This window comes from Pseudomonas monsensis (assembly GCF_014268495.2).
Classification (GTDB): Bacteria; Pseudomonadota; Gammaproteobacteria; order Pseudomonadales; family Pseudomonadaceae; genus Aquipseudomonas; species Aquipseudomonas monsensis.
The window spans coordinates 689,409-712,533 of record NZ_CP077087.1 but is presented as its reverse complement, the minus strand read 5'-3'; the positions used below and the strand labels follow the sequence as shown (position 1 = coordinate 712,533).

Sequence of the window (23,125 nt, the reverse complement as noted above, 5' to 3'; positions counted from 1 at the left end):
TCTTATTAACCTTTAAGCTGAGCCAGGGCGCGGTAGTCCGCTCCCAGCGTGGCCTGTAAAACCTCTTTCGGATAATCGGCGGTCACTACCGCTTCGCCCATCCGGCGCAGCAGCACCAGGCGCAGACGACCGTCGATCACTTTTTTGTCGATTGCCATGTGTTCGAGAAAATCGGCTTCGGTCATTTCTTCCGGCGGAATCACCGGCAGGCCGGCCCGCTGGAACAGACGAATGCCGCGATCACGCTCCTGTTCGCTGATCCAGCCCAGACGCGCCGACATCTCCAGCGCCATCACGGTGCCAGCCGCGACCGCTTCCCCATGCAACCAGACACCATAGCCCATGTGGGTCTCGATGGCGTGGCCGAAGGTATGACCGAGGTTGAGCGTGGCGCGCACGCCGGTTTCCTTCTCATCGGCGCCGACCACCGCAGCCTTGGCTGCGCACGAGCGCTCGATCGCATAAGTCAGGGCTTTCTGGTCCAGCGCGCGGAGGGCGTCGACGTTGTCTTCGAGCCAGGTCAGGAACGGCTCGTCGCAGATCAGGCCGTACTTGATGACTTCCGCCAGCCCGGCCGACAGCTCACGCGCCGGCAGGGTTTTCAGGGAGGCGGTATCGATCAGCACCACGTTCGGCTGATAGAACGCGCCGACCATGTTCTTGCCCAGCGGATGGTTGATCCCGGTCTTGCCGCCCACCGACGAATCGACCTGGGACAGCAAAGTGGTCGGGATCTGGATGAAATCGACACCGCGCTGGTAACAGGCCGCAGCGAAACCAGCCATGTCACCGATAACACCGCCGCCGAGGGCAATCACTGTGGTGCGGCGGTCATGACGAGCGGTCAGCAGACCGTCGAAGATCAGTTGCAGAGTTTCCCAGTTCTTGAAGGCTTCGCCGTCGGGCAACACCACCGAGATCACCGAGAACTGCGCCAGGCTGCGGGTCAGACGTTCGAGATAGAGCGGCGCAACGGTTTCGTTGGAGATGATTGCCACTTGCCGCCCGTGGATATGCGGAGCCAGCAGCTCGGGCTGATCCAACAAACCTTCGCCAATATGAATCGGGTAGCTGCGCTCGCCTAGATCGACCTTGAGTGTCTGCATGTGTCCCCACAGTGAAGATGGAAGCAGGCGTCCTGCCCTGAATTATTGGTTGTCTGCGGCCTGTAGCGGGTATGACGCCGCTCGCACGCCATCCGCCACAACCTCGGCGGGCTGTGACAGGACGCCGAGGATAGCGCATTTCGGGCGATGCTTTAACGGGGTGGAAGCTGCGCGAGGCGATCAAGAATGTCGAGCACCACCATGCGTGGTGGCCGTTCGTCGGTTTCCACCACCAGATCGGCGATTTCCCGATAAAGCGGATCACGGATCGCGAGGAGGTCACGCAGGGTTTTCGCCGGGTCGGCGGTGCGCAGCAACGGCCGATTGCGATCACGCGAGGTGCGGCCCACTTGCTGTTCGACGGAGGCATGCAGATACACCACTCGCCCACCCTCATGCAGGGCCTTGCGATTGGCATCACGCATCACCGCGCCGCCACCGGTGGCCAGCACCACGCCGTCGAACGCGCACAGCTCGGCGATCATCGCCTGCTCACGGTCACGAAAGCCGGGCTCGCCTTCCTTGTCGAAGATCCACGGGATATTGGCGCCCGTGCGCAGTTCAATTTCCTTGTCGGAATCTTTGAACGGCAGGCGCAGCTCTTTGGCCAGCAACCGGCCGATGGTGCTTTTGCCAGCGCCCATCGGTCCTACAAGAATCAAATTTCGCACAGAATCAACGACTCACAGCAATCGCCTGGTTATTCATGATACGCGGAGTGAGAAATACCAGCAGCTCGGATTTTTTCTCCGAAACCACATCACGCCGGAAAAGGCGGCCAAGATACGGCACATCGCCAAGAAATGGCACCTTATCTACAACCTTGCTTTGAGTATTTGAGAAAACGCCCCCAATCACGATGGTTTCGCCGTCATTCACCAGTACTTTGGCGTTGACCTCGTTTTTCTTGATCGGCGGTACATCCTGCACTTTGTTCAGGTAGTCCGGTTCGTCCTTGGTGACCTTCACTTCCATGATGATGCGGTTGTCGGGCGTGATCTGCGGCGTCACCTCCAGCGACAGCGAAGCTTCCTTGAACGACACCGACGTCGCCCCGCTGGAGCTGGCTTCCTGGTACGGAATCTCGGTGCCCTTGAGGATCTTCGCGGTTTCCTTGTCGGAGGTGACCACCTTCGGCTGGGAGACAATTTCGCCGTTGCCGGTTTTTTCCATCGCTGTCAGCTCAAGATCGAGCAATACATTATCGGTGATGAACGCAATGCCGATCCCGGACGTGTTGCCGACCGTGCCCATGTCGACGAACGGCGAGTTGGTGCTGGTGCTGCCCGGCGTGCCAATGGTGGTTGAGTTGCCGTTACTGACCCCGGACGTGTTCCAGTTGCCCTTGTTCTGGATCGAACCGCCCCAGCGCACGCCCAGGCTCTTGTCGTAATCGACGTTGGCCTCGACGATCCGCGCCTCGATCATCACCTGGCGTACCGGGATATCCAGCTGCGCCACGATCCGCCGCAGTTCGTCGAGGCGATCCTGGGTCTGGTAGGCAATGATGTTGTTGGTGCGCTCATCGACCGTGATCGAACCACGCTCATCGACTTTCGCTTCGGCGCTGGTCACCGACTGGAACAGTTTGGCGATGTCGGCCGCCTTGGCGTAATTCACTTGCAGCAGTTCGCGGCGCAACGGCGCCAGTTCGGCGATCTGCTTCTGCGACTCCAGTTCCTGGCGCTCACGGGCGGCGATTTCATCAGCGGGTGCCACCAGCAGCACATTGCCGATCTTGCGTTTATCGAGCCCCTTGGTTTTCAGCACCAGATCCAGCGCCTGATCCCACGGCACGTTCTGCAGGCGCAAGGTGATACCGCCCTGCACCGTGTCGCTGGCGACCAGATTGAGGTTGGTGAAGTCGGCGATCAATTGCAGTACCGAGCGCACGTCGATGTCCTGGAAGTTCAACGAGAGCTTTTCGCCGACGTAGCTGTTGCGGTCGGCATTACGCTTTTGCAGATCGTCGACCGTCATCGGGCGGACGCTGACGGTCAGTTTGTTGTCGGTCTGGAAAGTCGAATACTCGTAAGTGCCGCCGGGTTCGACGGTGACCACCGTGCGATCACCGCTCACCCCGGCATTGACGAACTGCACCGGCGTGGCGAAATCCTTGACGTCGAGCCGTACTCGCAGTTTCTCCTGCAACTGAGTACGGGCGAAGCTGAGGATGATCTTGCCGTCATGCTCCTGGATATCCGGGGCAATGGTCGGGTCGGACAGGTCGATGACCACATTGCCCTCGCCCGCCGTACCGCGCTGGAAATCGACACCGCGAATCGCTCGGCTTTTCGCCACGAAGGCCTTGGCCGGAGCAGCAGCGACGGTCGTCGCACGGGGTACGGCGGCTGCGGGACGGGGGGCCGCAACCGGCGCGCCCTGGCCGACCACCACGTACAGAGTATTGCCCTCCACTCGCGTGTTATAGGGCGCCAACTGCGTGAGGCTGACGATCAGCCGCGTCCGGTCCTTGGCCTCGACCACCGTGGCAGTGCGCGCATTGCCACTGCCCAGATCGAAATTTTTGCTCGCCAACTGACTGGCGACACCGGGCAAATCCACAGCGATGCGCGCCGGCGACTCGGTGGTGTAGCCCTTGGGCTGCGGTGGCGGGCCGTCGAACGACAACTTCAGTTCGACGCGGTCGCCCGGCAATGCCGCCACGTCGAGCGCCTTCAGGTTGGCAGCGAGTACCATCGGCGACATCAGCGCTATCCATAGCGAAAAACCGAGGGTGGAGAAAATCCTGTTCATTGTTCGACTTCCACTATGAGTGCTCTTTCAAAGGAATGGTGCGTGGTCGTTCCAGCCAGGCGCCCTGACCGTCGGGAACGATTTCGACCACATCGACCTGGGTCGCGCTGATGGCCACGATGCGGCCGTCGTTGCGCCCCAGGTAATCGCCGACCTTCAACCGATGCACACCGCCCGCCCCGCGCAACAGCGCAAAAGAGCCAGAGGCATTGGCAATGGTGCCGACCATCTCGAACTGCTCGATGTTGAAACCTTCGAGGTATTGCTTGACCCGATTGGGGTCGGGTTTGACGTTGCGCGAACCCTGCTTCTGTCCCGCCAGGTCGACCCGCACCTGACGGGAAAACGGACTGCGCAGATTGGCAGCGCTGTAGGTGAATGTGGGGTAAGACCGGAATGTCGGCGTTGGTTCAATCTTGCCCGGCGGGCGCAGGCGCACTTCATTCATGTAGGCGTCGAGGTCGCTGAAGTCACTGCTGCCCCCGCAGCCGCTCAAGGCCAGCAGCGCCACCGGCAAGACCAGATTACGAATCGGGGTCATTTCTGCAGCCCCTTGTCGTTATAGCGGTAGGTCTTGGCGAGGATGCTCATGCGCAGTTTCGGCCCGCCTTCGGGGCTGGCCGGCGCCAGTTCGAAATCATGCAAGGTGACAATCCGCGGCAGGCCGGCCACGCCGCTGACGAAGGTCGCCAGGTCGTGATAGGCGCCCGTCACGGTGATCTGGATCGGCAACTCGATGTAGAACGGTTGCGTCACCTCCGGCAGCAGTTTGATCTCTTCGAATTCCAGCCCGCTGCCCAGCCCGGTACGGGTGATGTCCTCCAGCAAACCGGGGACTTCAGTGTCACTGGGCAATTGCCGCAACAGCACGCCGAAGGAGTTCTCCATCTCCTTCATTTGCTGGGTGTACAACTCCAGGTTTGCCGACAGGTGCGCCTTGCTGGCGAACTGGTCTTTGAGCGTGGTCTCCTCCTCGCGCCTGGCTTCGAGTTGGCTCTCCATGTCGCTGATGAAAAAGTTATAACCAAGCGCCAGCACCAGCACCATCAACAGCACCCCGGTGATGGCTTTCACGGCCCCTGGCCAGGAACCGATGTTGCTCGTGTCCAAGTCGTTGAAGTCGATATTGCGCAGGTTGTCCAGCCATTCGGACGGCTTCATTGGTCGTCCTCCAGATTTTTCGGCTGGGTCTGACGAACAGTCAGTTCAAAGGTATTGGACTGTTCCACCTGATCGGCAGAGGTGGCTTTGACTTCATTCAGGCTCGGTGCGTCGAACCAGTCGGACGCATCCAGATTGCGCATCAGCTCGGACACCCGGTTGTTCGACTCTGCCGCGCCGCTGATGGAGAGGGTCTTGCCGAGCCTTTTCACCTTGGTGAAATACACGCCGTCGGGCAGTGTGCGCGCCAGCTGATCGAAGATCCGCCCGCTGACCTGCCGGTTGCCCTGCAGATCCTGGATGATGCGCATGCGCTCGACCAGTTGCTGGCGATGGGCCTTGAGTTCACTGATCTGTTTGATCCGTTCGTCGACGACGGCGATCTGTTTGCCGATGTAGTCGTTGCGCGTGATTTGCCGGTCGATTGCCGCACTGATGATCTGATCGGCGATAAACACGGCACCGATCGAGCCGACCACCACGCCGGTCAGTGCCAGCAGGAAGCGTTTGCGCCGCTCTTCGCGGCGCTCCTCGCGCCAGGGTAGAAGGTTGATCCGCGCCATCAGTCGAAACTCCGCAGCGCGAGCCCGCAGGCAATCATCAGAGCCGGCGCATCACTGGCCAGGGCCCCGGCGTTGACCTTGCTGCTCAGGGCCATGTCGAAAAACGGGTTGGCGACCTGGGTCGGGGTGTTCAGGCGCTGCTCGATCAAACGATCCAGGCCCGGCACCGACGCCGTGCCGCCGGCCAATAAAATGTGATCGACCGCGTTGTACTGGCCGGAAGCGAAAAAGAACTGCAACGAGCGCGACACCTGCTGTACCAGTGCCTCGCGAAACGGCTGCAAGACCTCGCTGACATAATCGTCGGGCAGTCCGCCCTGCTTTTTCGCCAACCCGGCCTGTTCGACCGTCAGCCCGTAACGCCGCTGGATTTCCTCGGTCAGTTGCCGGCCGCCGAACAATTGCTCGCGGGTGTAAATGATCTTGCCGTTGTGCAGGACGCTGAGGGTGGTCATGGTCGCGCCGATGTCGACCACCGCCACGGTCAGACGCTCCTGGGACACCGCCAGTTGCGTGGCAAGCAGGCCGAACGAGCGCTCCAGCGCGTAGGCCTCGACATCCACCACGCGCGCCGTCAGCCCGGCGAGGGCCAGTGCCGCCTCGCGAACTTCGACGTTTTCCTTGCGACAGGCGGCGAGCAGCACGCTGACGCGCTCGGGATTGCGCGGGGACACGCCCTGGACTTCGAAGTCGATGGCCACTTCGTCCAGCGGGTAGGGAATGTATTGATCGGCCTCGATCTTGAGCTGGTTTTCCAGTTCGTCGTCGGACAGTCCGGCATCCATTTCGATGATCTTGGTGATCACCGCTGAACCGGCCACGGCCACGGCCACGCTCTTGAGCCCGGTGCGCGCCTTGACCAGCACCCGGCTCAGGGCGTGCCCGACGCCTTCGAGTTCGGCGATGTTTTTCTCGACCACGGCATTCGCTGGCAACGGCTCCACCGCGTACGCTTCGACCCGGTAGCGATCACCCTGACGGCTCAGTTCCAGCAACTTCACCGAAGTGGAGCTGATGTCGATCCCCAGTAACGTATTGGCCTTTTTATTGAAGAGTCCCAGCACTACCAATTCCCTATGACTTTCCGTGAGTTACGGACTCTGTAATACGCTTTGCGTTCCTTCACCCCGTCTTGACAGAAGCGCAAATGACGCCCCCAGCAGAAAAGTGCTTATAATGCCCAGCGTTTTTTTCTGCTTTTTACTGCCAGCGCGGTCCGTTCCGTGTGTAGCCGGAACCCCGTCGCCAAATTCATTCTTTGCCCTGGATGTCCAAACGCCTTGATTCGTCTGCTGAAATTTTTCGGTTGGTCCATCGTCGCCGTTTTCTGCGGACTGCTTTTAGGTCTCAGCGGCGCGTTTCTTTACCTTAGTCCGGGTTTGCCGTCTGTGGAGGCGCTGAGAAGCATTCAGTTGCAGATTCCACTGCGGGTTTACAGCAGCGACAACAAGTTGATCGCAGAATTTGGCGAAATGCGCCGGACTCCGATCCGTTTCGCCGACATTCCCCCCAATTTCATTAATGCGTTACTAAGTGCTGAAGACGACAATTTCGCCAACCACTATGGCGTCGATCCGAGCAGCCTGATGCGCGCCGCGACCCAACTGGTCAAAAGCGGACACATTCAGTCCGGCGGCAGCACCATCACCATGCAGGTGGCAAAGAACTTCTTCCTGACCAGCGAACGCAGCTTCTCGCGCAAAACCACCGAAATCCTGCTGGCCCTGCAAATCGAACGACAGCTGACCAAGGACGAGATCCTTGAGCTGTACGTGAACAAAATCTATCTGGGCAACCGCGCCTACGGCATCGAGGCCGCAGCGCAGGTGTATTACGGCAAGTCGATCCGCGACGTCAGCCTGGCGCAGATGGCGATGATCGCCGGGCTGCCGAAAGCCCCGTCACGCTTCAACCCGCTGGCCAACCCGGCGCGCAGCAAGGAACGTCGCGACTGGATCCTCGGGCGCATGTACAAGCTCGGCAAGATTTCCGAGGCTGACTACACCGCCGCGATCAACGAACCGCTGAACGCCAGCTATCACGTGCCGACCCCGGAAGTGAACGCGCCGTACATCGCCGAAATGGCCCGCGCCGAAATGGTCGGCCGTTATGGCAGCGACGCTTACACCGAAGGTTTCCGCGTCACCACCACGGTGCCAAGCAATCTGCAGGAAATGGCCAACACCGCGCTGCACGAGGGTTTGATGACCTACGACCAGCGTCACGGCTACCGTGGCCCCGAATCGCGTCTGCCGGGCAAGACCCGCGAAGCCTGGGCCAGCGAGCTGACCAAGCAGCGCACCATCAGCAGCCTCGAACCGGCCATCGTCACCCAGGTCGAGAAAAATGGCCTGCAAGTGCTGACCCGTACCGGCGAAGAACACGTCGCCTGGGACACCATGAAGTGGGCGCGGCCGTTCCTCAATACCAACAGCATGGGCGCCGCACCGCGCCAGCCGTCGGATGTGGCGCAGGTCGGTGATCTGGTTCGCGTACAACGCCAGAAGGACAATTCGCTGAAGTTCAGTCAGATCCCGCAGGCGCAAGGCGCCCTGGTGTCGCTGGACCCGCAGAACGGCGCGATCCGCTCGCTGGTCGGCGGCTTTGCATTCGAACAGAGCAACTACAACCGCGCCCTGCAGGCCAAGCGTCAGCCGGGTTCGAGCTTCAAGCCGTTCGTCTACAGTGCCGCGCTGGACAGTGGCTACACCGCTGCCACGCTGGTCAACGACGCCCCGATCGTGTTCGTCGACGAGTACCTGGACAAGGTCTGGCGGCCAAAGAACGACACCAACACCTTCCTCGGCCCGATCCGCCTGCGCGAAGCGCTGTACAAGTCACGTAACCTGGTGTCGATCCGCCTGCTGCAGGCGATGGGCGTGGGCAAGACCATCGACTACATCACCCGCTTCGGCTTCAACAAGCAGGACCTGCCGCCGAACCTCTCGCTGGCGCTGGGTACGGCGACGCTGACGCCGATGGAAATCGCGACCGGCTGGAGCACTTTCGCCAACGGCGGCTTCAAGATCACCCCGTACATCATCGACAAGATTGAAAGCCGCAACGGCGACACGCTGTTCGCCGCCAATCCGCCGACCGTGCCGCAGGGTGTGTCGGCCACAGATGGCTTTGCCGCGCCGGCGTCTCAGCCGATCACCGTCAATGCGGCACCGGCGCCGGGTGAAGTCCCGGGCGCGGCCGCAGCACCACAAGCGCCGGCAGTGGCTGAGCGGATCGTCGATGGTCGCACCACGTACATTCTCAACAGCATGCTGCAGGACGTGATCAAGCTCGGCACCGGTCGCCGCGCGCTGGCCATGGGTCGCAGCGATATCGCCGGTAAAACCGGTACCACCAACGAATCGAAAGATGCCTGGTTCTCCGGTTACAACGCCGATTACGTGACCACGGTGTGGACCGGTTTCGACCAGCCGGAAAGCCTCGGTCGCCGCGAGTTCGGCGGCACCGTGGCGCTGCCGATCTGGATGAACTACATGTCGGCTGCGCTCAAGGACAAGCCGCCACACGTGCAGCCTGAGCCGGAAGGCATCCTCAGCCTGCGGGTGGATCCGGTCAGCGGTCGTGCGGCGACACCGAGCACGCCGGGCGCTTACTTCGAGCTGTTCAAGTCGGAAGACACGCCGCCCTCGGTGAATGAACTGGGCAACGGCACCGTACCGGGCAGCCCGCTGCCGGCGGATGAACAGGCGCCGATCGATTTGTTCTGATCCACCGTCACTGAAAAGCCCCGCCTTCGTGAGAAGCGCGGGGCTTTTTATTACCTGAAGATCAAGAGCCCCTCACCCTAGCCCTCTCCCGGAGGGAGAGGGGACTGACCGAGTTGTCTGGGGTCATACACCGACCTGAAAGTGTGGTGCCGATTATGGATTCAGCACAGCGCTTTCAGGTCGGCGCAACTCCCGAGCCCCCCCCCAATCAGTCCCCTCTCCCTCCCGGAGGAAGAGGGGACTGACCGAGTTGTCTGGGGTCATGCACCGACCTGAAAGTGTGGTGTCGACTATGGATTCGGCACAGCACTTTCAGGTCGGCGCAACTCTGGAGCATCCCCCAATCAGTCCCCTCTCCCTCCCGGAGGGAGAGGGGACTGACCGAGTTGCCTGGGGTCATACACTGACCTGAAAGTGTGGTGTCGACTATGGATTCAGCACAGCACTTTCAGGTCGGCGCAACTCTGGAGCATCCCCCCAATCAGTCCCCTCTCCCTCTGGGAGAGGGCTAGGGTGAGGGGCTCTTGATCTTCACGCATAAAAAAGCCCCGACTCTCACAAGCCGGGGCTTTTGTTTGAAGCGTTACAACGACTTAGCCGTTGAACACGTCATCCACGCTTTTCAGCGGGTAGTTCTTCGGATACGGCAGGGTGGCCACACCGGTCTCGATCGCGGCTTTGGCCACAGCGTCGGAGATCAGGGTGATCAGGCGCTTGTCCATTGGCTTCGGAATGATGTACTCACGACCGAATTCCAGCGGGGCACCACCGTAGGCATCGCACACGTCTTGCGGCACTGGCAGTTTGGCCAGTTCACGCAGGGCGTTGGCCGCGGCCACTTTCATTTCTTCGTTGATGCGCTTGGCGCGAACGTCCAGGGCACCACGGAATATGAACGGGAAGCCCAGTACGTTGTTGACCTGGTTCGGGTAGTCGGAACGACCGGTGGCCATGATCACATCGCTGCGGGTAGCGTGTGCCAGTTCCGGAGAGATTTCCGGATCCGGGTTCGAGCAGGCGAAGACGATCGGGTTGGCCGCCATCGACAGCAGGCCTTCAGCGCTCAGCAGGTTCGGGCCGGACAGACCGACGAACACGTCAGCGCCTTTCAGAGCATCAGCCAGGCTGCGCTTGTCGGTGGCGTGAGCGAATACCGCTTTGTACTGGTTCAGGTCGTCACGGCCGGAGTGGATCACGCCGGTACGGTCAACCATGAAGATGTTTTCGATTTTTGCGCCCATGCTCACCAGCAACTTCATGCAGGAGATGGCCGCAGCGCCAGCGCCGAGGCAGACGATCTTGGCTTCCGGCAGGGTTTTGCCGGCGATTTCCAGGGCGTTGATCATGCCCGCAGCGGTCACGATCGCGGTGCCGTGCTGGTCATCGTGGAATACCGGAATGTCGCACTGCTCGATCAGAGCACGTTCGATCTCGAAGCACTCAGGTGCCTTGATGTCTTCCAGGTTGATGCCACCGAAGGTGATGGAGATGCGTTTAACGGTGTCGATGAAGGCTTGCGGGCTTTCGGAGTCGACTTCGATATCGAACACGTCGATACCGGCGAAGCGCTTGAACAGTACGCCTTTACCTTCCATTACCGGCTTGGAAGCCAGCGGGCCGAGGTTACCCAGACCCAGAATCGCGGTGCCATCGGAAATGACTGCAACCAGGTTGCCCTTGCCGGTGTATTTGTAGGCCAGTTCAGGATCGCGAGCGATCTCACGCACTGGTTCAGCTACGCCGGGGCTGTAGGCCAGCGACAGGTCGCGGGCGGTAGCAGTGGCCTTGGTGAGCTCGACACTCAGCTTCCCTGGACGAGGATTGGCATGATATTCGAGAGCGGCAGTTTTCAGATCAGACATTTTGGCATTCCGCTTTTTACTGTTGGACAGACTGGTCAGCGAGGATACGCGCCTCGCAAAGTCCCCACAAGACTGAGCAGTCACCCCTGTCAAGCGCCCTGTCCTACGACTTTGGGCCAAGAGCCACGGCGCACAAGGGCTGGACTGTTCACAATCGACAGAAAAAATGTCTACAACTTTTCTTCAGCGAGAACTGCGCATCATGGCCGGATCGGTCAACGGAAGCAGCCAGCGCGGCTGGCCCGCCTGCAATCCACCGCGCCGCGAACGGTCGACCACCCAGCCCCGGGCCTCGATCTGCCTGCCCTGCAGCGCTTGCAAGCGCGCCATGTCGAATTGTCCGACGAGATTGGGTGCAACACGCAATACAACGGCGCCCTGCAACTCGATCCAGATTCCGCCCCGATTGCGCTGCACCTTGCTCACACGACCGCTGAGCACGGCGAAACCCGAGCGCTGGATCTGCTCCGCTTTCAGTACAGGTGACTGTCGCCAAAGGCCTCGGCCAGCCTGTCGCGCACTGCGTTCGGCAGCCTGCTGACAGGCAACAAGATCGACATTCGGTGCTACCGCGACCTGGAAGCCAAGACCGTCAGCCAGCATTTGTGCCTCAAGGTTGGCGCCGCTGACGTTATAGAGGTGGGCGAGCGTACGCCCGTAATGGTCTTTTGCTTGCTTGCCGGGGAGCACAACGACTTGTCCGCCACTGTCATCAATCAACGCTTGCAGACGCTGGCGTGCCGCCACGGCAAAAGGTTCATCGCTGCGACCCTGCTTGCCCAATTCCGGCGTGTTGAGGCCGATCATGCGCACACTGCGGCCATCGCTCAGGCGCACCGTGTCACCATCAACGACGCGCTGTACGGCGACGCTCGGCACCCCCACAGGCGCCGGGCAGAAGGCCTGAGCCCCGGAAAGCCAAATCGCGGACACAAAAAAGGCGCCCGCAAGGGACGCCTTTTTCATCAGACCGGAAAAGCCGCTGAGGTTTTCCAGAATGAAGGGCCTTAGGCCTTTTTCGCGCCGAAAGCACCGAAACGGTCGGCGAACTTCTGAACGCGACCACCGGTGTCCAGAGTCTTCTGCTTACCGGTGTAGAACGGGTGGCATTCGTTGCAAACGTCGATCGCCAGGGCTTTGCCGAAGGTCGAACGAGTTTCGAACTTGTTACCGCACGAGCAGGTAACAGCGATTTCTGGGTAATTCGGGTGGATATCAGCTTTCATGATGTCTTCCTCAGCTAGCGTGCCGCCACCCAACACGATTGTTGAATACCGCACGTAATTAGGCCGCGGATTCTACCAGACAATGTCAATCGCGCAAGCTGTCCCTGAGACCGACCGTCTGCTAGGCTCCCGGCCTTGAACGTACTCCACTGTGGGAGCGAGCTTGCTCGCGAATGCGGTGTGTCAGGCACTGAGTCATCAACTGGCACACCGCATTCGCGAGCAAGCTCGCTCCCACAATTGATCTGCGCTCACTACCTTATTTTGCGCTTATAGAGATCCCCCCGCGTGCCCGACGCCATTCTGCGCCTCGCCCTGCCTTCGCCCTTGCGCCGCCTGTTCGACTATCGGGCGCCGGCCGGCGTGCTGCGCGCCCAGTTGCAACCGGGCATGCGCCTGCGGGTGCCGTTCGGTCGGCGCGAGATGATAGGGATTCTGGTCGAGGTCACCGACACCAGCGAAGTGCCGGTGGAAAAACTCAAACCGGCGCTGGCCCTGCTTGATGCCGAGCCGCCGTTGCCGCCAGCACTGTTCAAGCTGTGCCTGTGGACGTCGCAGTATTACCAGCACAGCCTCGGCGACACCTTGAGCTGGGCCCTGCCGGTATTACTGCGCCAGGGCGAACTGGCCGAGGCCCGTCAGGAGCGCTTCTGGTCGGTCGTACCTGGCGCCAGCCTCGATGATTCGCGCATCGCCCGCGCCCCGCGCCAGCGTGAAGCACTGGCGACACTGGCGCAGCATCCGCACGGTGTGGCCCATCAGTTGCTGAGCAAACTGATGCTGAGCAAAGACAGCCTCGACCTGCTGCTGGCGAAGAACCTGGTACAAGTGGAGATCCGGCGCCACGCCCCCGGCGCTCGTCATGAGCACTGGCTGGCCCAGCCGGAGTTGCCACTCAACACCGAACAACGCGCCGCTTACGAAGCGATCCGGGCCGGGTTCGACAGCTATCACGCTTTTCTGCTGGCCGGGGTCACGGGCAGCGGCAAGACTGAAGTCTATTTACAGCTGATCCGCGAAACCCTCGAAGCCGGCAAACAGGCGCTGGTGCTGATCCCGGAGATCAACCTCGGCCCGCAAACCCTGGCGCGCTTCGAACAGCGTTTCAATGCGCGCATCGCCTTGCTGCATTCGGCCGTCAACGACCGCGAACGCCTTGACGCCTGGCTCGCGGCCCGTGATGGCGAGGCCGACATTATTATCGGCACCCGCTCGGCGCTGTTCACCCCGATGAAGAACCCGGGGCTGATCATCATCGACGAAGAGCACGATGGCTCTTATAAGCAGCAGGAAGGTTTGCGCTACCACGCCCGCGATCTGGCGCTGGTACGCGCACGGCAGGAAAACATCCCGATCGTCCTCGGCTCCGCCACGCCTTCGCTGGAAAGCCTGCACAACGCCTACACCGGACGGTATGGGCTCCTACGCCTGAATGAACGTGCCGGCGGTGCCAAGCAACCCCGTTTCTTGCGGCTGGATGTAAAAAGCCGTCCACTGGACAGCGGCATTTCCGGACCGATGCAGCAAGCCATCGGCCAGACCCTCGCCAATGGCCAGCAAGTGCTGGTGTTCCTCAACCGTCGCGGTTTCGCCCCGACGTTGCTGTGCCACGATTGCGGCTGGATGTCCGAGTGTTCGCGCTGTGACGCGCGGATGACCGTGCACCAACGCTACGGCGAACTGCGCTGCCATCACTGCGGTTATGTCGAACGCACGCCGCGCCAGTGCCCGAAATGCAACAAAGTCGATCTGCGTCCGGTGGGCGCCGGCACCGAGCGGGCCGAAGAGCGGCTGGCGATTCTGTTTCCCGATTACCCGGTGCTGCGGGTCGATCGCGACAGCACCTCGCGCAAGGACGCGATGAATCAGTTGTTCGCGACGATCCAGAAGGGTCAGCCGTGCATTCTGGTCGGCACGCAGATGCTGGCCAAGGGGCACCATTTTCCGCGCGTCACGCTGGTGTCGATCCTCGATGCCGATGGCGGCCTGTTCTCCGGCGACTTCCGCGCCAGTGAGCGTATGGCGCAGTTGATCGTGCAGGTGGCCGGGCGCGCCGGGCGGGCAGAAGAGCCGGGCAAGGTGATCATCCAGACACACCTGGCCGACCATCCTTTATTAGTGCAGTTGACCGAGCAGGGTTACTTCGCCTTTGCCGAGCAGGCCCTGAGTGAGCGCCGCGCTGCGGGGCTGCCGCCGTTTGCGCATCTGGCGCTGTTGCGTGCCGAAGCGCACAAGCCGGGGCAGGCTGAAGGCTTTCTCGATGAAGCGTGCAGCGAGGCCGAACGCTTGCTGGCCGAGCAGCATCTGAGCGGGATTGAGTTGCTCGGGCCGGTGCCGGCGCCGATGGAACGGCGGGCCGGGCGCTATCGCGCGCAGTTGTTGTTGCAGGCGACAGCACGAGCGCCTCTGCATCGGTTGCTCGCCAGTTGGTTGCTGGTGCTGGAGCAGATGCCGAGCGGGCGGGCGGTGCGCTGGTCGCTGGATGTTGATCCGGTCGATTTGTACTGAAGCTCAATAGATCGCAGCCTGCGGCAGCACCTGCAGAGGAATAGGCAATTACCTGCAGGCGCTGCCGCAGGCTGCGATCTTTTGCCTTTGATGTCACCACATATCCATAAGCGGCCTGCTAAGGTTGGCAAGCCCGTCTTCGCAACGGATAATGCCCAGTTTTTCCACCCGCGCATTGATGCGCCGCCGCGCTTGCGGTCGAAAGAGAAGACCATGAAAGACACCATTCGCCAGCTGATCCAACAAGCCCTCACCCAACTCGTCAACGAAGGTGTGTTGCCTGAAGGCCTGTCGCCGGCGATTCAGGTGGAGAACGCCCGCGACAAGACCCACGGTGACTTCGCCAGCAACATCGCCATGATGCTGGCCAAGCCTGCGGGCATGAAGCCGCGCGATCTGGCGGAAAAAATCATCGCCGCGCTGCCGGCCGACGAAAACGTCACCAAGGCCGAAATCGCCGGTCCGGGCTTCATCAATTTCTTCCAGAACACCCAGGCCCTGGCCAATCGTCTCGATGCCGCCCTGGCCGACGCTCACGTAGGCGTGCGCAAGGCCGGCCCGGCGCAGCGCACCGTGGTTGACCTGTCGGCGCCGAACCTGGCCAAAGAGATGCACGTCGGCCACTTGCGCTCGACCATCATCGGCGACGGCGTGGCCCGCGTGCTGGAATTCCTCGGCGACGAAGTGATCCGCCAGAACCACGTCGGCGACTGGGGCACCCAGTTCGGCATGTTGATGGCTTATCTGCAGGAAAACCCGATCACCAGCGACGAGCTGTCTGATCTGGAAAACTTCTACCGCGCCGCCAAGCAGCGTTTCGACGAGTCCGAAGAGTTCGCCGACCGCGCCCGTGGCCTGGTGGTCAAGCTGCAGGCCGGCGACACCGAGTGCCTGGCACTGTGGACCAAGTTCAAGGACATCTCGCTGTCGCACTGCCAGAAGATCTACGAACTGCTCAACGTCAAACTGACCATGGCCGACGTGATGGGCGAAAGCGCCTACAACGACGACTTGATCAATGTGGTCAACGACCTGAAAGCCGCCGGCATGCTGGTCGAGAGCAACGGCGCCCAGTGCGTGTTCCTCGACGAGTTCAAGAACGCCGACGGCGACCCGCTGCCGGTGATCATCGTCAAGGCCGACGGCGGCTACCTGTACGCCACCACTGACCTGGCGGCTGTGCGCTACCGCAGCGGCAAGCTCAAGGCCGACCGCGCGCTGTACTTCGTCGATCAGCGTCAGGCCCTGCACTTCCAGCAAGTGTTCGCTGTAGCGCGCAAGGCCGGTTTTGTCACCCATCCGATGGAGATGGAGCACATGGGCTTCGGCACAATGAACGGCGCCGATGGCCGTCCGTTCAAGACCCGTGACGGCGGCACCGTGAAGCTGATCGACCTGCTGACCGAAGCGCAGGAACGTGCCTACAACCTGGTGAAAGAAAAGAACCCGGAACTGGCCGAAGACGAACTGCGCAACATCGCCAAGGTGGTCGGCATCGGTGCGGTGAAATACGCCGACCTGTCGAAACACCGCACCAGCGACTACAGCTTCAACTTCGACCTGATGCTCAACTTCGAAGGCAATACCGCGCCGTACCTGTTGTACGCCTATACCCGTGTGGCCGGGGTGTTCCGCAAACTGGGCAAGGACTTCAGCGAAGTCGATGGCCAGATCGTGCTGGAAGCCGCACACGAGCAAGAGCTGGCGGCGAAACTGGCGCAGTTCGGCGAAGTGCTGAACAACGTGTCCGACAAAGGCACGCCGCACATTCTCTGCACCTATCTGTACGACGTTGCCGGTCTGTTCTCCAGCTTCTACGAGAACTGCCCGATCCTCGCCGCCGAAACGCCGGCCCAGATGCAGAGCCGTCTGCGTCTGGCCGCGCTGACCGGTCGTACTCTCAAGCAAGGCCTGGAACTGTTGGGCCTGGAAACTCTGGAGCGTATGTAAGTTGGCTGCCAAGAAAAAACCTGCACCCAAGCGTGGCGCCAGCCGTTACCAAGCTCCTGCGAAGCAACCGATTCCGGGTTGGCTGTGGATGGCCATCGGCCTGACGGTCGGCGCGTTCATCGTGTTCCTGATGAAACTGGAACCGGGCAAGGGCAGCGACACGGTCAAGCGCGAGAAGGTCGAACAGGCGCAGCAGCAGAAAGCGTCGAAGATCGCCGAGGCCAACAAGACCCCGCCGAGCCCGACGCAACCGGTGAAGCCGAAGTACGACTTCTACACCTTGCTGCCGGAATCGGAAGTGATCGTGCCGCCGGACGCCGTGCCGGAGAAAACCCTGCCGACGCCGCAAGTGCCGGCGATCCCGACGACGCCGGTCACCCCTGCGGAAGCGGCGAAGATCGACACCGCGCGCGCGCAGGCAGCACTGGCCGGGATCACCCCGCCGCCAGCGCCACCCGTGAGCAAAGCGGCGCCCGTGACCAAATTCTTCCTCCAGGCGGGTTCGTTCCGCAAAGAGGCGGATGCCGACAAGGTCCGTGCACAGATCATTCTGCTCGGCCAGGCCGTGGCGGTTGAGTCCGGCACCGTGAAGGATGAGACCTGGTACCGCGTATTGGTCGGCCCGTTCAGCAACCGCGAACAACTGACCACGGCCCAGAAACAACTGGCCGGCGCCGGCTTCAGCAACCTGTTGTTACAACAACGCCAGAGCCGCTGATTTCGTCAGAGTCACCGTGTCATCGTTCTTCGTCGGAACGCCGCCCGGAGCAGGCTCGCTCCCACAGGCTATGCGCTGTCCCTGTGGGAGCGAGCTTGCTCGCGAAGGCGTCATAACCAGCACCACAAAATTCTGATCTGCCCGGCGCCGTTCGTCCCTCCGCACCCTCCCCGGTTGAAATCCTCTCCAGCACCCCCATATGAATGGGCATAAGGCATTTTCGCCCCGCTGCGTGGAGACTCTTCCCTTGACCACCATCGTTTCAGTCCGCCGCCACGGCAAAGTCGTCATGGGCGGCGACGGCCAGGTTTCTCTCGGCAATACCGTGATGAAAGGCAACGCCAAAAAGGTGCGTCGCCTGTACCACGGCCAGGTCATCGCCGGTTTCGCCGGTGCCACCGCCGACGCCTTTACCCTGTTCGAACGTTTCGAAGGCCAACTCGAGAAACATCAGGGCCACCTGATCCGCGCCGCCGTCGAACTCGCCAAAGAATGGCGCACCGACCGCTCCCTGAGCCGCCTCGAAGCCATGCTCGCGGTCGCCAACAAGGACGCATCCCTGATCATCACCGGCAACGGCGACGTGGTCGAACCCGAGAATGGCCTGATCGCCATGGGTTCCGGTGGCGGTTACGCCCAGGCTGCAGCCAGCGCGCTGTTGAAAAAGACCGACCTGTCGGCCCGTGAAATCGTCGAAACCGCACTGGGCATCGCTGCCGACATCTGCGTATTCACCAACCACACTCAGACCATTGAGGAGCAGGATCTCGCTGAAGAAGCCTGATACGGCCCTGTGCCACGGCTTGTTTCTGCTTGAGGACCGTCAATTACTATGTCCATGACTCCCCGCGAAATCGTCCACGAACTCAACCGCCATATCATCGGCCAGGACGATGCCAAGCGCGCCGTCGCGATTGCCTTGCGCAACCGCTGGCGCCGCATGCAGCTGCCTGAAGAGCTGCGCGTTGAAGTGACCCCGAAGAACATCCTGATGATCGGCCCGACCGGTGTCGGTAAAACCGAGATCGCCCGTCGTTTGGCGAAACTGGCCAACGCGCCGTTCATCAAAGTCGAAGCGACCAAGTTCACCGAAGTCGGCTACGTCGGCCGTGACGTCGAATCGATCATCCGTGATCTGGCCGACGCCGCGATCAAGATGCTTCGCGAGCAGGAAATGACTCGCGTGCGTCATCGCGCCGAAGACGCTGCCGAGGACCGTATCCTCGACGCACTGCTGCCGCCGGCGCGCATGGGCTTTAGCAATGAAGAAGCGCCGAGCACCGACTCCAATACCCGTCAGCTGTTCCGCAAGCGCCTGCGCGAAGGTCAGCTGGATGACAAGGAAATCGAGATCGAAGTGGCCGAGGTGTCCGGCATCGAAATCGCCACGCCGCCTGGCATGGAGGAGATGACCAACCAGCTGCAATCACTGTTCGCCAATATGGGCAAGGGCAAGAAGAAGGCGCGCAAGCTCAAGGTCAAAGAAGCACTGAAGCTGGTGCGCGACGAAGAAGCCGGGCGCCTGGTCAACGAAGAAGAGCTGAAAGCCAAGGCGCTGGAAGCCGTTGAACAGCACGGCATCGTGTTCATCGACGAGATCGACAAGGTCGCCAAGCGTGGCAATGTCGGCGGTGCCGATGTGTCCCGTGAAGGCGTACAGCGCGACCTGCTGCCGCTGATCGAAGGCTGCACCGTCAACACCAAGCTGGGCATGGTCAAGACTGACCACATCCTGTTCATTGCGTCCGGCGCGTTCCACCTGAGCAAGCCGAGCGACCTGGTGCCTGAACTTCAGGGTCGTCTGCCGATCCGCGTCGAACTCAAGGCCCTGAGCCCGGAAGACTTCGAACGCATCCTCAGCGAACCGCATGCATCGCTCACCGAGCAATACTGCGCGCTGTTGAAAACCGAAGGCCTGAACATCCAGTTCCAGCCGGAAGGCATCAAGCGTCTGGCGGAGATCGCCTGGCAGGTCAACGAGAAGACCGAGAACATCGGTGCCCGTCGCCTGCACACCCTGCTTGAGCGTCTGCTCGAAGAGGTGTCGTTCAGTGCCGGCGACCTCGCCAGCACCCACGATGAGAAGCCGATTCTGATCGACGCGGAATACGTCAACAGCCACCTCGGCGAATTGGCGCAGAACGAAGACCTGTCCCGCTACATTCTGTAGAGCGGCAAGCCGCAAGCTGCGAGCGGCAAGCTGAGTTAAGCTTGCCGCTTGTAGCTCGCAGCTGAAGGCTTTTCCTATGATTCCTACTGACATCAAACTGCACAAAGCCTCGAAAACCCTGACGCTCACTTACGCGTCCGGCGAGGAGTACACCCTGCCCGCCGAATTCCTGCGCGTGCATTCCCCCTCCGCCGAGGTCCAGGGCCACGGCAAACCGATCCTGCAATTCGGCAAGATCAACGTCGGTCTGAGCAAGCTGGAACCGGCCGGTCACTACGCACTGAAACTGACCTTCGACGACGGCCACGACAGCGGCTTGTTCACTTGGGATTATCTCTACGAACTGGGGCGACGTTATGACGCACTCTGGGCCGACTATCTCGCTGAACTCAAAGCCGCCGGAAAAACCCGCGATCCGGACGAGTCGATCGTCAAGCTGATGCTCTAGTCCGAGACTCTTGCTCTTTAGAGGGCATTTTCTAAATTCATCTGTTTGAATGCTCCGCTGTGTGGCCGAGGATCGGCCCGCTTGCGAAAAAAATTAAACTCGGGTAACCAATGGAGCTGGCAAGTTCCCTGCAGTGCTCTACGACTGTAAAGCAGCTATGCAGAATTAACGGTCACCCGAGCAGTAGTACCTGGCATTGGCTGTGGAACTGCACAGTGCAAAACCGGGTACTCGTCTCAGGACAATGGAGCGTCGTAGATGAGTAACAAGAATAACGATGACCTGAAGTACCAAGCCTCGGAAAACACCCTGGGGCTTAATCCCGTCGTTGGGCTACGCGGAAAGGATCTGCTGGCCTCTGCTCGTATGGTGCTGAGACAGGCCATAAAACAACCGATCCATAGCGTCAGGCACGTCACCCATTTCGGCCTCGAACTGAAGAACGTGTTGTTTGGCAAATCCGAACTGCAACCGGCTGGCGATGACCGTCGCTTCGCCGATCCGGCGTGGAGCCAGAACCCGCTCTACAAACGTTATCTGCAAACTTACCTGGCGTGGCGCAAGGAACTCCACGCCTGGATTGATGACAGCAACCTCTCACCCAAAGACATCGCGCGCGGCCACTTCGTCATCAATCTGATGACCGAAGCGATGGCCCCGACCAACACCGCCGCCAACCCGGCCGCGGTAAAACGCTTCTTCGAGACAGGCGGCAAAAGCCTGCTCGACGGTCTCTCGCATCTGGCCAAGGATCTGGTGCACAACGGCGGAATGCCGAGCCAGGTCAACATGGGCGCGTTCGAAGTCGGCAAGAGCCTCGGCGTGACCGAAGGCGCCGTGGTGTTTCGCAACGACGTGCTGGAACTGATCCAGTACAAGCCGATCACCGAGCAGGTCCACGAGCGTCCACTGCTGGTGGTACCGCCACAGATCAACAAGTTCTACGTATTCGATTTGAGCCCGGACAAGAGCCTGGCGCGTTTCTGCCTGCGCAATAACGTGCAGACGTTCATCGTCAGCTGGCGCAACCCGACCAAGGCCCAGCGCGAGTGGGGCCTGTCGACCTACATTGATGCGCTCAAGGAAGCGGTCGACGTGGTCACGGCGATCACCGGCAGCAAAGACGTGAACATGCTCGGCGCCTGCTCCGGTGGCATCACCTGCACCGCCCTGCTCGGCCACTACGCCGCCCTCGGCGAGAACAAGGTCAACGCGCTGACCCTGCTGGTCAGCGTGCTCGACACCACCCTGGACAGCGACGTGGCCCTGTTCGTCGACGAGCAGACCCTGGAGACCGCCAAGCGTCACTCGTACCAGGCCGGTGTGCTCGAAGGCAAAGACATGGCCAAGGTTTTCGCGTGGATGCGCCCCAACGACCTGATCTGGAACTACTGGGTCAACAACTACCTGCTCGGCAACGAGCCCCCGGTGTTCGACATCCTGTTCTGGAACAACGACACCACAAGGTTGCCGGCAGCGTTCCACGGCGACCTGATCGAGATGTTCAAAAACAACCCACTGATCCGCCCCAATGCACTGGAAGTGTGCGGTACGCCGATCGACCTCAAGCAGGTCACGGCCGACATCTTCTCGCTGGCCGGTACCAACGACCACATCACCCCATGGAAGTCCTGCTACAAGTCGGCGCAGCTGTTTGGTGGCAAAGTCGAGTTCGTGTTGTCGAGCAGCGGGCATATCCAGAGCATTCTGAATCCGCCGGGCAACCCGAAATCGCGCTACATGACCAGCGAAGGCATGGCCGCCAGTGCCGATGAATGGCAAGAGAACTCGACCAAGCACACCGACTCCTGGTGGCTGTACTGGCAGGCGTGGCAGGCCGAGCGCTCGGGCAACCTGAAAAAGGCACCGACCAAACTGGGCAACAAAGCGTACGCGCCAGGTGAAGCATCGCCGGGCACTTACGTACATGAAAGATAGCGGCAAGCCACAAGCTACAAGCCGCAAGCTGAGCAGGTTCTGCTTGAAGCTTGCGGCTTGTAGCTGCTCCACTCTAACCCGAAGGGCCTGAAGCATGCCGCATCCGTTCATATTCCGTACCGTCGATCTGGATGGCCAGACCCTCCGCACTGCGGTACGCCCCGGCAAGCCTCATTTGACGCCCTTGCTGATTTTCAACGGCATCGGCGCCAACCTGGAGCTGGTGTTTCCGTTCGTCGCGGCGCTGGACCCGGATCTGGAAGTGATCGCCTTCGACGTGCCCGGTGTCGGCGGCTCCTCGACGCCGAACCGGCCGTATCGCTTTCCCGGGCTGGCCAAGCTGACGGCGCGGATGCTCGACTACCTCGACTACGGTCAGGTCAACGTGATCGGCGTGTCCTGGGGCGGTGCGCTGGCCCAGCAGTTTGCCCACGACTACCCCGAGCGCTGCAAGAAACTGGTGCTGGCGGCGACCGCCGCCGGTGCGTTCATGGTGCCGGGCAAACCCAAGGTGCTGTGGATGATGGCCAGTCCACGGCGCTACATCCAACCCTCGCACGTGATCCGGATCGCGCCGCTGATCTATGGCGGCTCGTTCCGTCGCGACCCGACCCTGGCTGCCAGCCATGCCGCCAAGGTGCGTTCGGCGGGCAAGCTCGGTTACTACTGGCAACTCTTCGCCGGGCTGGGCTGGACCAGCATTCACTGGCTGCACAAGATCCACCAGCCGACGCTGGTGCTGGCCGGCGATGACGATCCACTGATCCCGCTGATCAACATGCGCATGCTCGCCTGGCGCATTCCCAATGCCCAACTGCACATCATCGACGACGGTCATCTGTTCCTGATTACCCGTGCCGAAGCGGTGGCGCCGATCATCATGAAATTTCTCCAGGAGGAACGTCAGCGTGCAGTGATGCACCCGCACCCGACACCGCTGGGCGGCTAGCTGCTGCGGCAGGCTTTATGCAAGCGTCAGGAAGTGCGCGG

Annotated in this window: 19 protein-coding genes; 9 read left to right on the top strand and 10 right to left on the bottom strand. The window is 61.1% G+C overall.

What is annotated here, in order from left to right:
* Nucleotides 1-5 precede the first annotated feature (5 nt).
* The 7 genes from aroB to HV782_RS03065 all read right to left on the bottom strand — a co-directional run bounded on the left by aroB (nucleotide 6) and on the right by HV782_RS03065 (nucleotide 6,651).
* On the bottom strand, nucleotides 6-1,106 hold the full coding sequence (gene aroB, locus HV782_RS03095; RefSeq protein ID WP_123470762.1) for a 3-dehydroquinate synthase: 1,101 nt from the start codon (nucleotides 1,104-1,106) through the stop codon (nucleotides 6-8).
* 152 nt (nucleotides 1,107-1,258) lie between these two features.
* A complete protein-coding gene (gene aroK, locus HV782_RS03090) occupies nucleotides 1,259-1,777 on the bottom strand; it encodes a shikimate kinase AroK (protein WP_045122260.1) in 519 nt (172 codons plus the stop codon).
* Nucleotides 1,778-1,781: 4 nt separating this feature from the next.
* Entirely contained in the window at nucleotides 1,782-3,863 is a 2,082-nt protein-coding gene (locus HV782_RS03085; protein WP_186746219.1) for a type IV pilus secretin PilQ, read from the bottom strand.
* A gap of 13 nt (nucleotides 3,864-3,876) precedes the next feature.
* Nucleotides 3,877-4,404, bottom strand: a complete 528-nt coding sequence (locus tag HV782_RS03080) for a pilus assembly protein PilP (protein WP_123470758.1) — start codon at nucleotides 4,402-4,404, stop codon at nucleotides 3,877-3,879.
* Nucleotides 4,401-5,024, bottom strand: a complete 624-nt coding sequence (gene pilO, locus HV782_RS03075) for a type 4a pilus biogenesis protein PilO (RefSeq protein WP_186746221.1) — start codon at nucleotides 5,022-5,024, stop codon at nucleotides 4,401-4,403. Before pilO ends, HV782_RS03080 begins: the two co-directional genes overlap by 4 nt.
* Complete coding sequence (locus HV782_RS03070) at nucleotides 5,021-5,587, bottom strand: PilN domain-containing protein (RefSeq protein ID WP_128615714.1); 567 nt, start codon at nucleotides 5,585-5,587, stop codon at nucleotides 5,021-5,023. The genes pilO and HV782_RS03070 overlap by 4 nt, the downstream gene beginning before the upstream one ends.
* The gene (locus HV782_RS03065) at nucleotides 5,587-6,651 is read right to left on the bottom strand and encodes a pilus assembly protein PilM (RefSeq protein WP_123470753.1); all 1,065 of its coding nucleotides are present in this window, start codon (nucleotides 6,649-6,651) and stop codon (nucleotides 5,587-5,589) included. The genes HV782_RS03070 and HV782_RS03065 overlap by 1 nt, the downstream gene beginning before the upstream one ends.
* Before the next feature lie 219 nt (nucleotides 6,652-6,870).
* On the opposite strand from HV782_RS03065, the gene HV782_RS03060 reads away from it, so the two are divergent.
* Complete coding sequence (locus HV782_RS03060) at nucleotides 6,871-9,315, top strand: penicillin-binding protein 1A (protein ID WP_437180217.1); 2,445 nt, start codon at nucleotides 6,871-6,873, stop codon at nucleotides 9,313-9,315.
* A gap of 593 nt (nucleotides 9,316-9,908) precedes the next feature.
* Here HV782_RS03060 and HV782_RS03055 read toward each other — a convergent pair.
* The 3 genes from HV782_RS03055 to rpmE all read right to left on the bottom strand — a co-directional run bounded on the left by HV782_RS03055 (nucleotide 9,909) and on the right by rpmE (nucleotide 12,403).
* Nucleotides 9,909-11,177, bottom strand: a complete 1,269-nt coding sequence (locus HV782_RS03055; protein WP_003220889.1) for a malic enzyme-like NAD(P)-binding protein — start codon at nucleotides 11,175-11,177, stop codon at nucleotides 9,909-9,911.
* 183 nt (nucleotides 11,178-11,360) lie between these two features.
* The gene (locus HV782_RS03050) at nucleotides 11,361-12,143 is read right to left on the bottom strand and encodes a thermonuclease family protein (protein WP_186746226.1); all 783 of its coding nucleotides are present in this window, start codon (nucleotides 12,141-12,143) and stop codon (nucleotides 11,361-11,363) included.
* 41 nt (nucleotides 12,144-12,184) lie between these two features.
* On the bottom strand, nucleotides 12,185-12,403 hold the full coding sequence (gene rpmE, locus HV782_RS03045) for a 50S ribosomal protein L31 (RefSeq protein WP_123470748.1): 219 nt from the start codon (nucleotides 12,401-12,403) through the stop codon (nucleotides 12,185-12,187).
* Nucleotides 12,404-12,691: 288 nt separating this feature from the next.
* Here rpmE and HV782_RS03040 point away from each other — a divergent pair, with 288 nt between their 5' ends.
* From HV782_RS03040 to phaZ, 8 genes are all read left to right on the top strand, one after another.
* Nucleotides 12,692-14,911, top strand: a complete 2,220-nt coding sequence (locus HV782_RS03040; protein ID WP_186746228.1) for a primosomal protein N' — start codon at nucleotides 12,692-12,694, stop codon at nucleotides 14,909-14,911.
* A gap of 213 nt (nucleotides 14,912-15,124) precedes the next feature.
* Entirely contained in the window at nucleotides 15,125-16,861 is a 1,737-nt protein-coding gene (gene argS, locus HV782_RS03035) for an arginine--tRNA ligase (protein ID WP_186746230.1), read from the top strand.
* 1 nt (nucleotide 16,862) lies between these two features.
* Nucleotides 16,863-17,579, top strand: coding sequence for an SPOR domain-containing protein (locus tag HV782_RS03030; protein WP_123470742.1), 717 nt, complete (start codon nucleotides 16,863-16,865; stop codon nucleotides 17,577-17,579).
* Nucleotides 17,580-17,826: 247 nt separating this feature from the next.
* A complete protein-coding gene (hslV, locus tag HV782_RS03025) occupies nucleotides 17,827-18,363 on the top strand; it encodes an ATP-dependent protease subunit HslV (RefSeq protein WP_003220875.1) in 537 nt (178 codons plus the stop codon).
* Nucleotides 18,364-18,411: 48 nt separating this feature from the next.
* Nucleotides 18,412-19,749 (top strand): ATP-dependent protease ATPase subunit HslU, encoded by a 1,338-nt coding sequence (gene hslU, locus HV782_RS03020; protein WP_123470740.1) that lies wholly within the window; start codon nucleotides 18,412-18,414, stop codon nucleotides 19,747-19,749.
* A gap of 76 nt (nucleotides 19,750-19,825) precedes the next feature.
* Nucleotides 19,826-20,197 carry a gamma-butyrobetaine hydroxylase family protein gene (locus HV782_RS03015; protein ID WP_123470738.1) on the top strand — a complete coding sequence of 124 codons (372 nt, stop codon included), beginning with the start codon at nucleotides 19,826-19,828 and terminating at the stop codon, nucleotides 20,195-20,197.
* 258 nt (nucleotides 20,198-20,455) lie between these two features.
* Nucleotides 20,456-22,135: a class II poly(R)-hydroxyalkanoic acid synthase gene (phaC, locus tag HV782_RS03010; RefSeq protein WP_186746232.1), complete on the top strand. Its 1,680-nt coding sequence runs from the start codon at nucleotides 20,456-20,458 to the stop codon at nucleotides 22,133-22,135.
* A gap of 94 nt (nucleotides 22,136-22,229) precedes the next feature.
* Nucleotides 22,230-23,084 (top strand): poly(3-hydroxyalkanoate) depolymerase, encoded by an 855-nt coding sequence (gene phaZ, locus HV782_RS03005; RefSeq protein ID WP_123470735.1) that lies wholly within the window; start codon nucleotides 22,230-22,232, stop codon nucleotides 23,082-23,084.
* Nucleotides 23,085-23,125 lie beyond the last annotated feature (41 nt).

Bases quoted from the DNA above. Each gene is read 5' to 3' on its own strand.
- pilO (WP_186746221.1), bottom strand. From the start codon at position 5,024: ATGAAGCCGTCCGAATGGCTGGACAACCTGCGCAATATCGACTTCAAC.
- aroB (WP_123470762.1), bottom strand. From the start codon at position 1,106: ATGCAGACACTCAAGGTCGATCTAGGCGAGCGCAGCTACCCGATTCAT.
- HV782_RS03055 (WP_003220889.1), bottom strand. From the start codon at position 11,177: ATGTCTGATCTGAAAACTGCCGCTCTCGAATATCATGCCAATCCTCGT.
- phaC (WP_186746232.1), top strand. From the start codon at position 20,456: ATGAGTAACAAGAATAACGATGACCTGAAGTACCAAGCCTCGGAAAAC.
- hslU (WP_123470740.1), top strand. From the start codon at position 18,412: ATGTCCATGACTCCCCGCGAAATCGTCCACGAACTCAACCGCCATATC.
- HV782_RS03015 (WP_123470738.1), top strand. From the start codon at position 19,826: ATGATTCCTACTGACATCAAACTGCACAAAGCCTCGAAAACCCTGACG.
- HV782_RS03050 (WP_186746226.1), bottom strand. From the start codon at position 12,143: ATGAAAAAGGCGTCCCTTGCGGGCGCCTTTTTTGTGTCCGCGATTTGG.
- argS (WP_186746230.1), top strand. From the start codon at position 15,125: ATGAAAGACACCATTCGCCAGCTGATCCAACAAGCCCTCACCCAACTC.
- phaZ (WP_123470735.1), top strand. From the start codon at position 22,230: ATGCCGCATCCGTTCATATTCCGTACCGTCGATCTGGATGGCCAGACC.
- HV782_RS03070 (WP_128615714.1), bottom strand. From the start codon at position 5,587: ATGGCGCGGATCAACCTTCTACCCTGGCGCGAGGAGCGCCGCGAAGAG.
- rpmE (WP_123470748.1), bottom strand. From the start codon at position 12,403: ATGAAAGCTGATATCCACCCGAATTACCCAGAAATCGCTGTTACCTGC.
- HV782_RS03080 (WP_123470758.1), bottom strand. From the start codon at position 4,404: ATGACCCCGATTCGTAATCTGGTCTTGCCGGTGGCGCTGCTGGCCTTG.
- HV782_RS03085 (WP_186746219.1), bottom strand. From the start codon at position 3,863: ATGAACAGGATTTTCTCCACCCTCGGTTTTTCGCTATGGATAGCGCTG.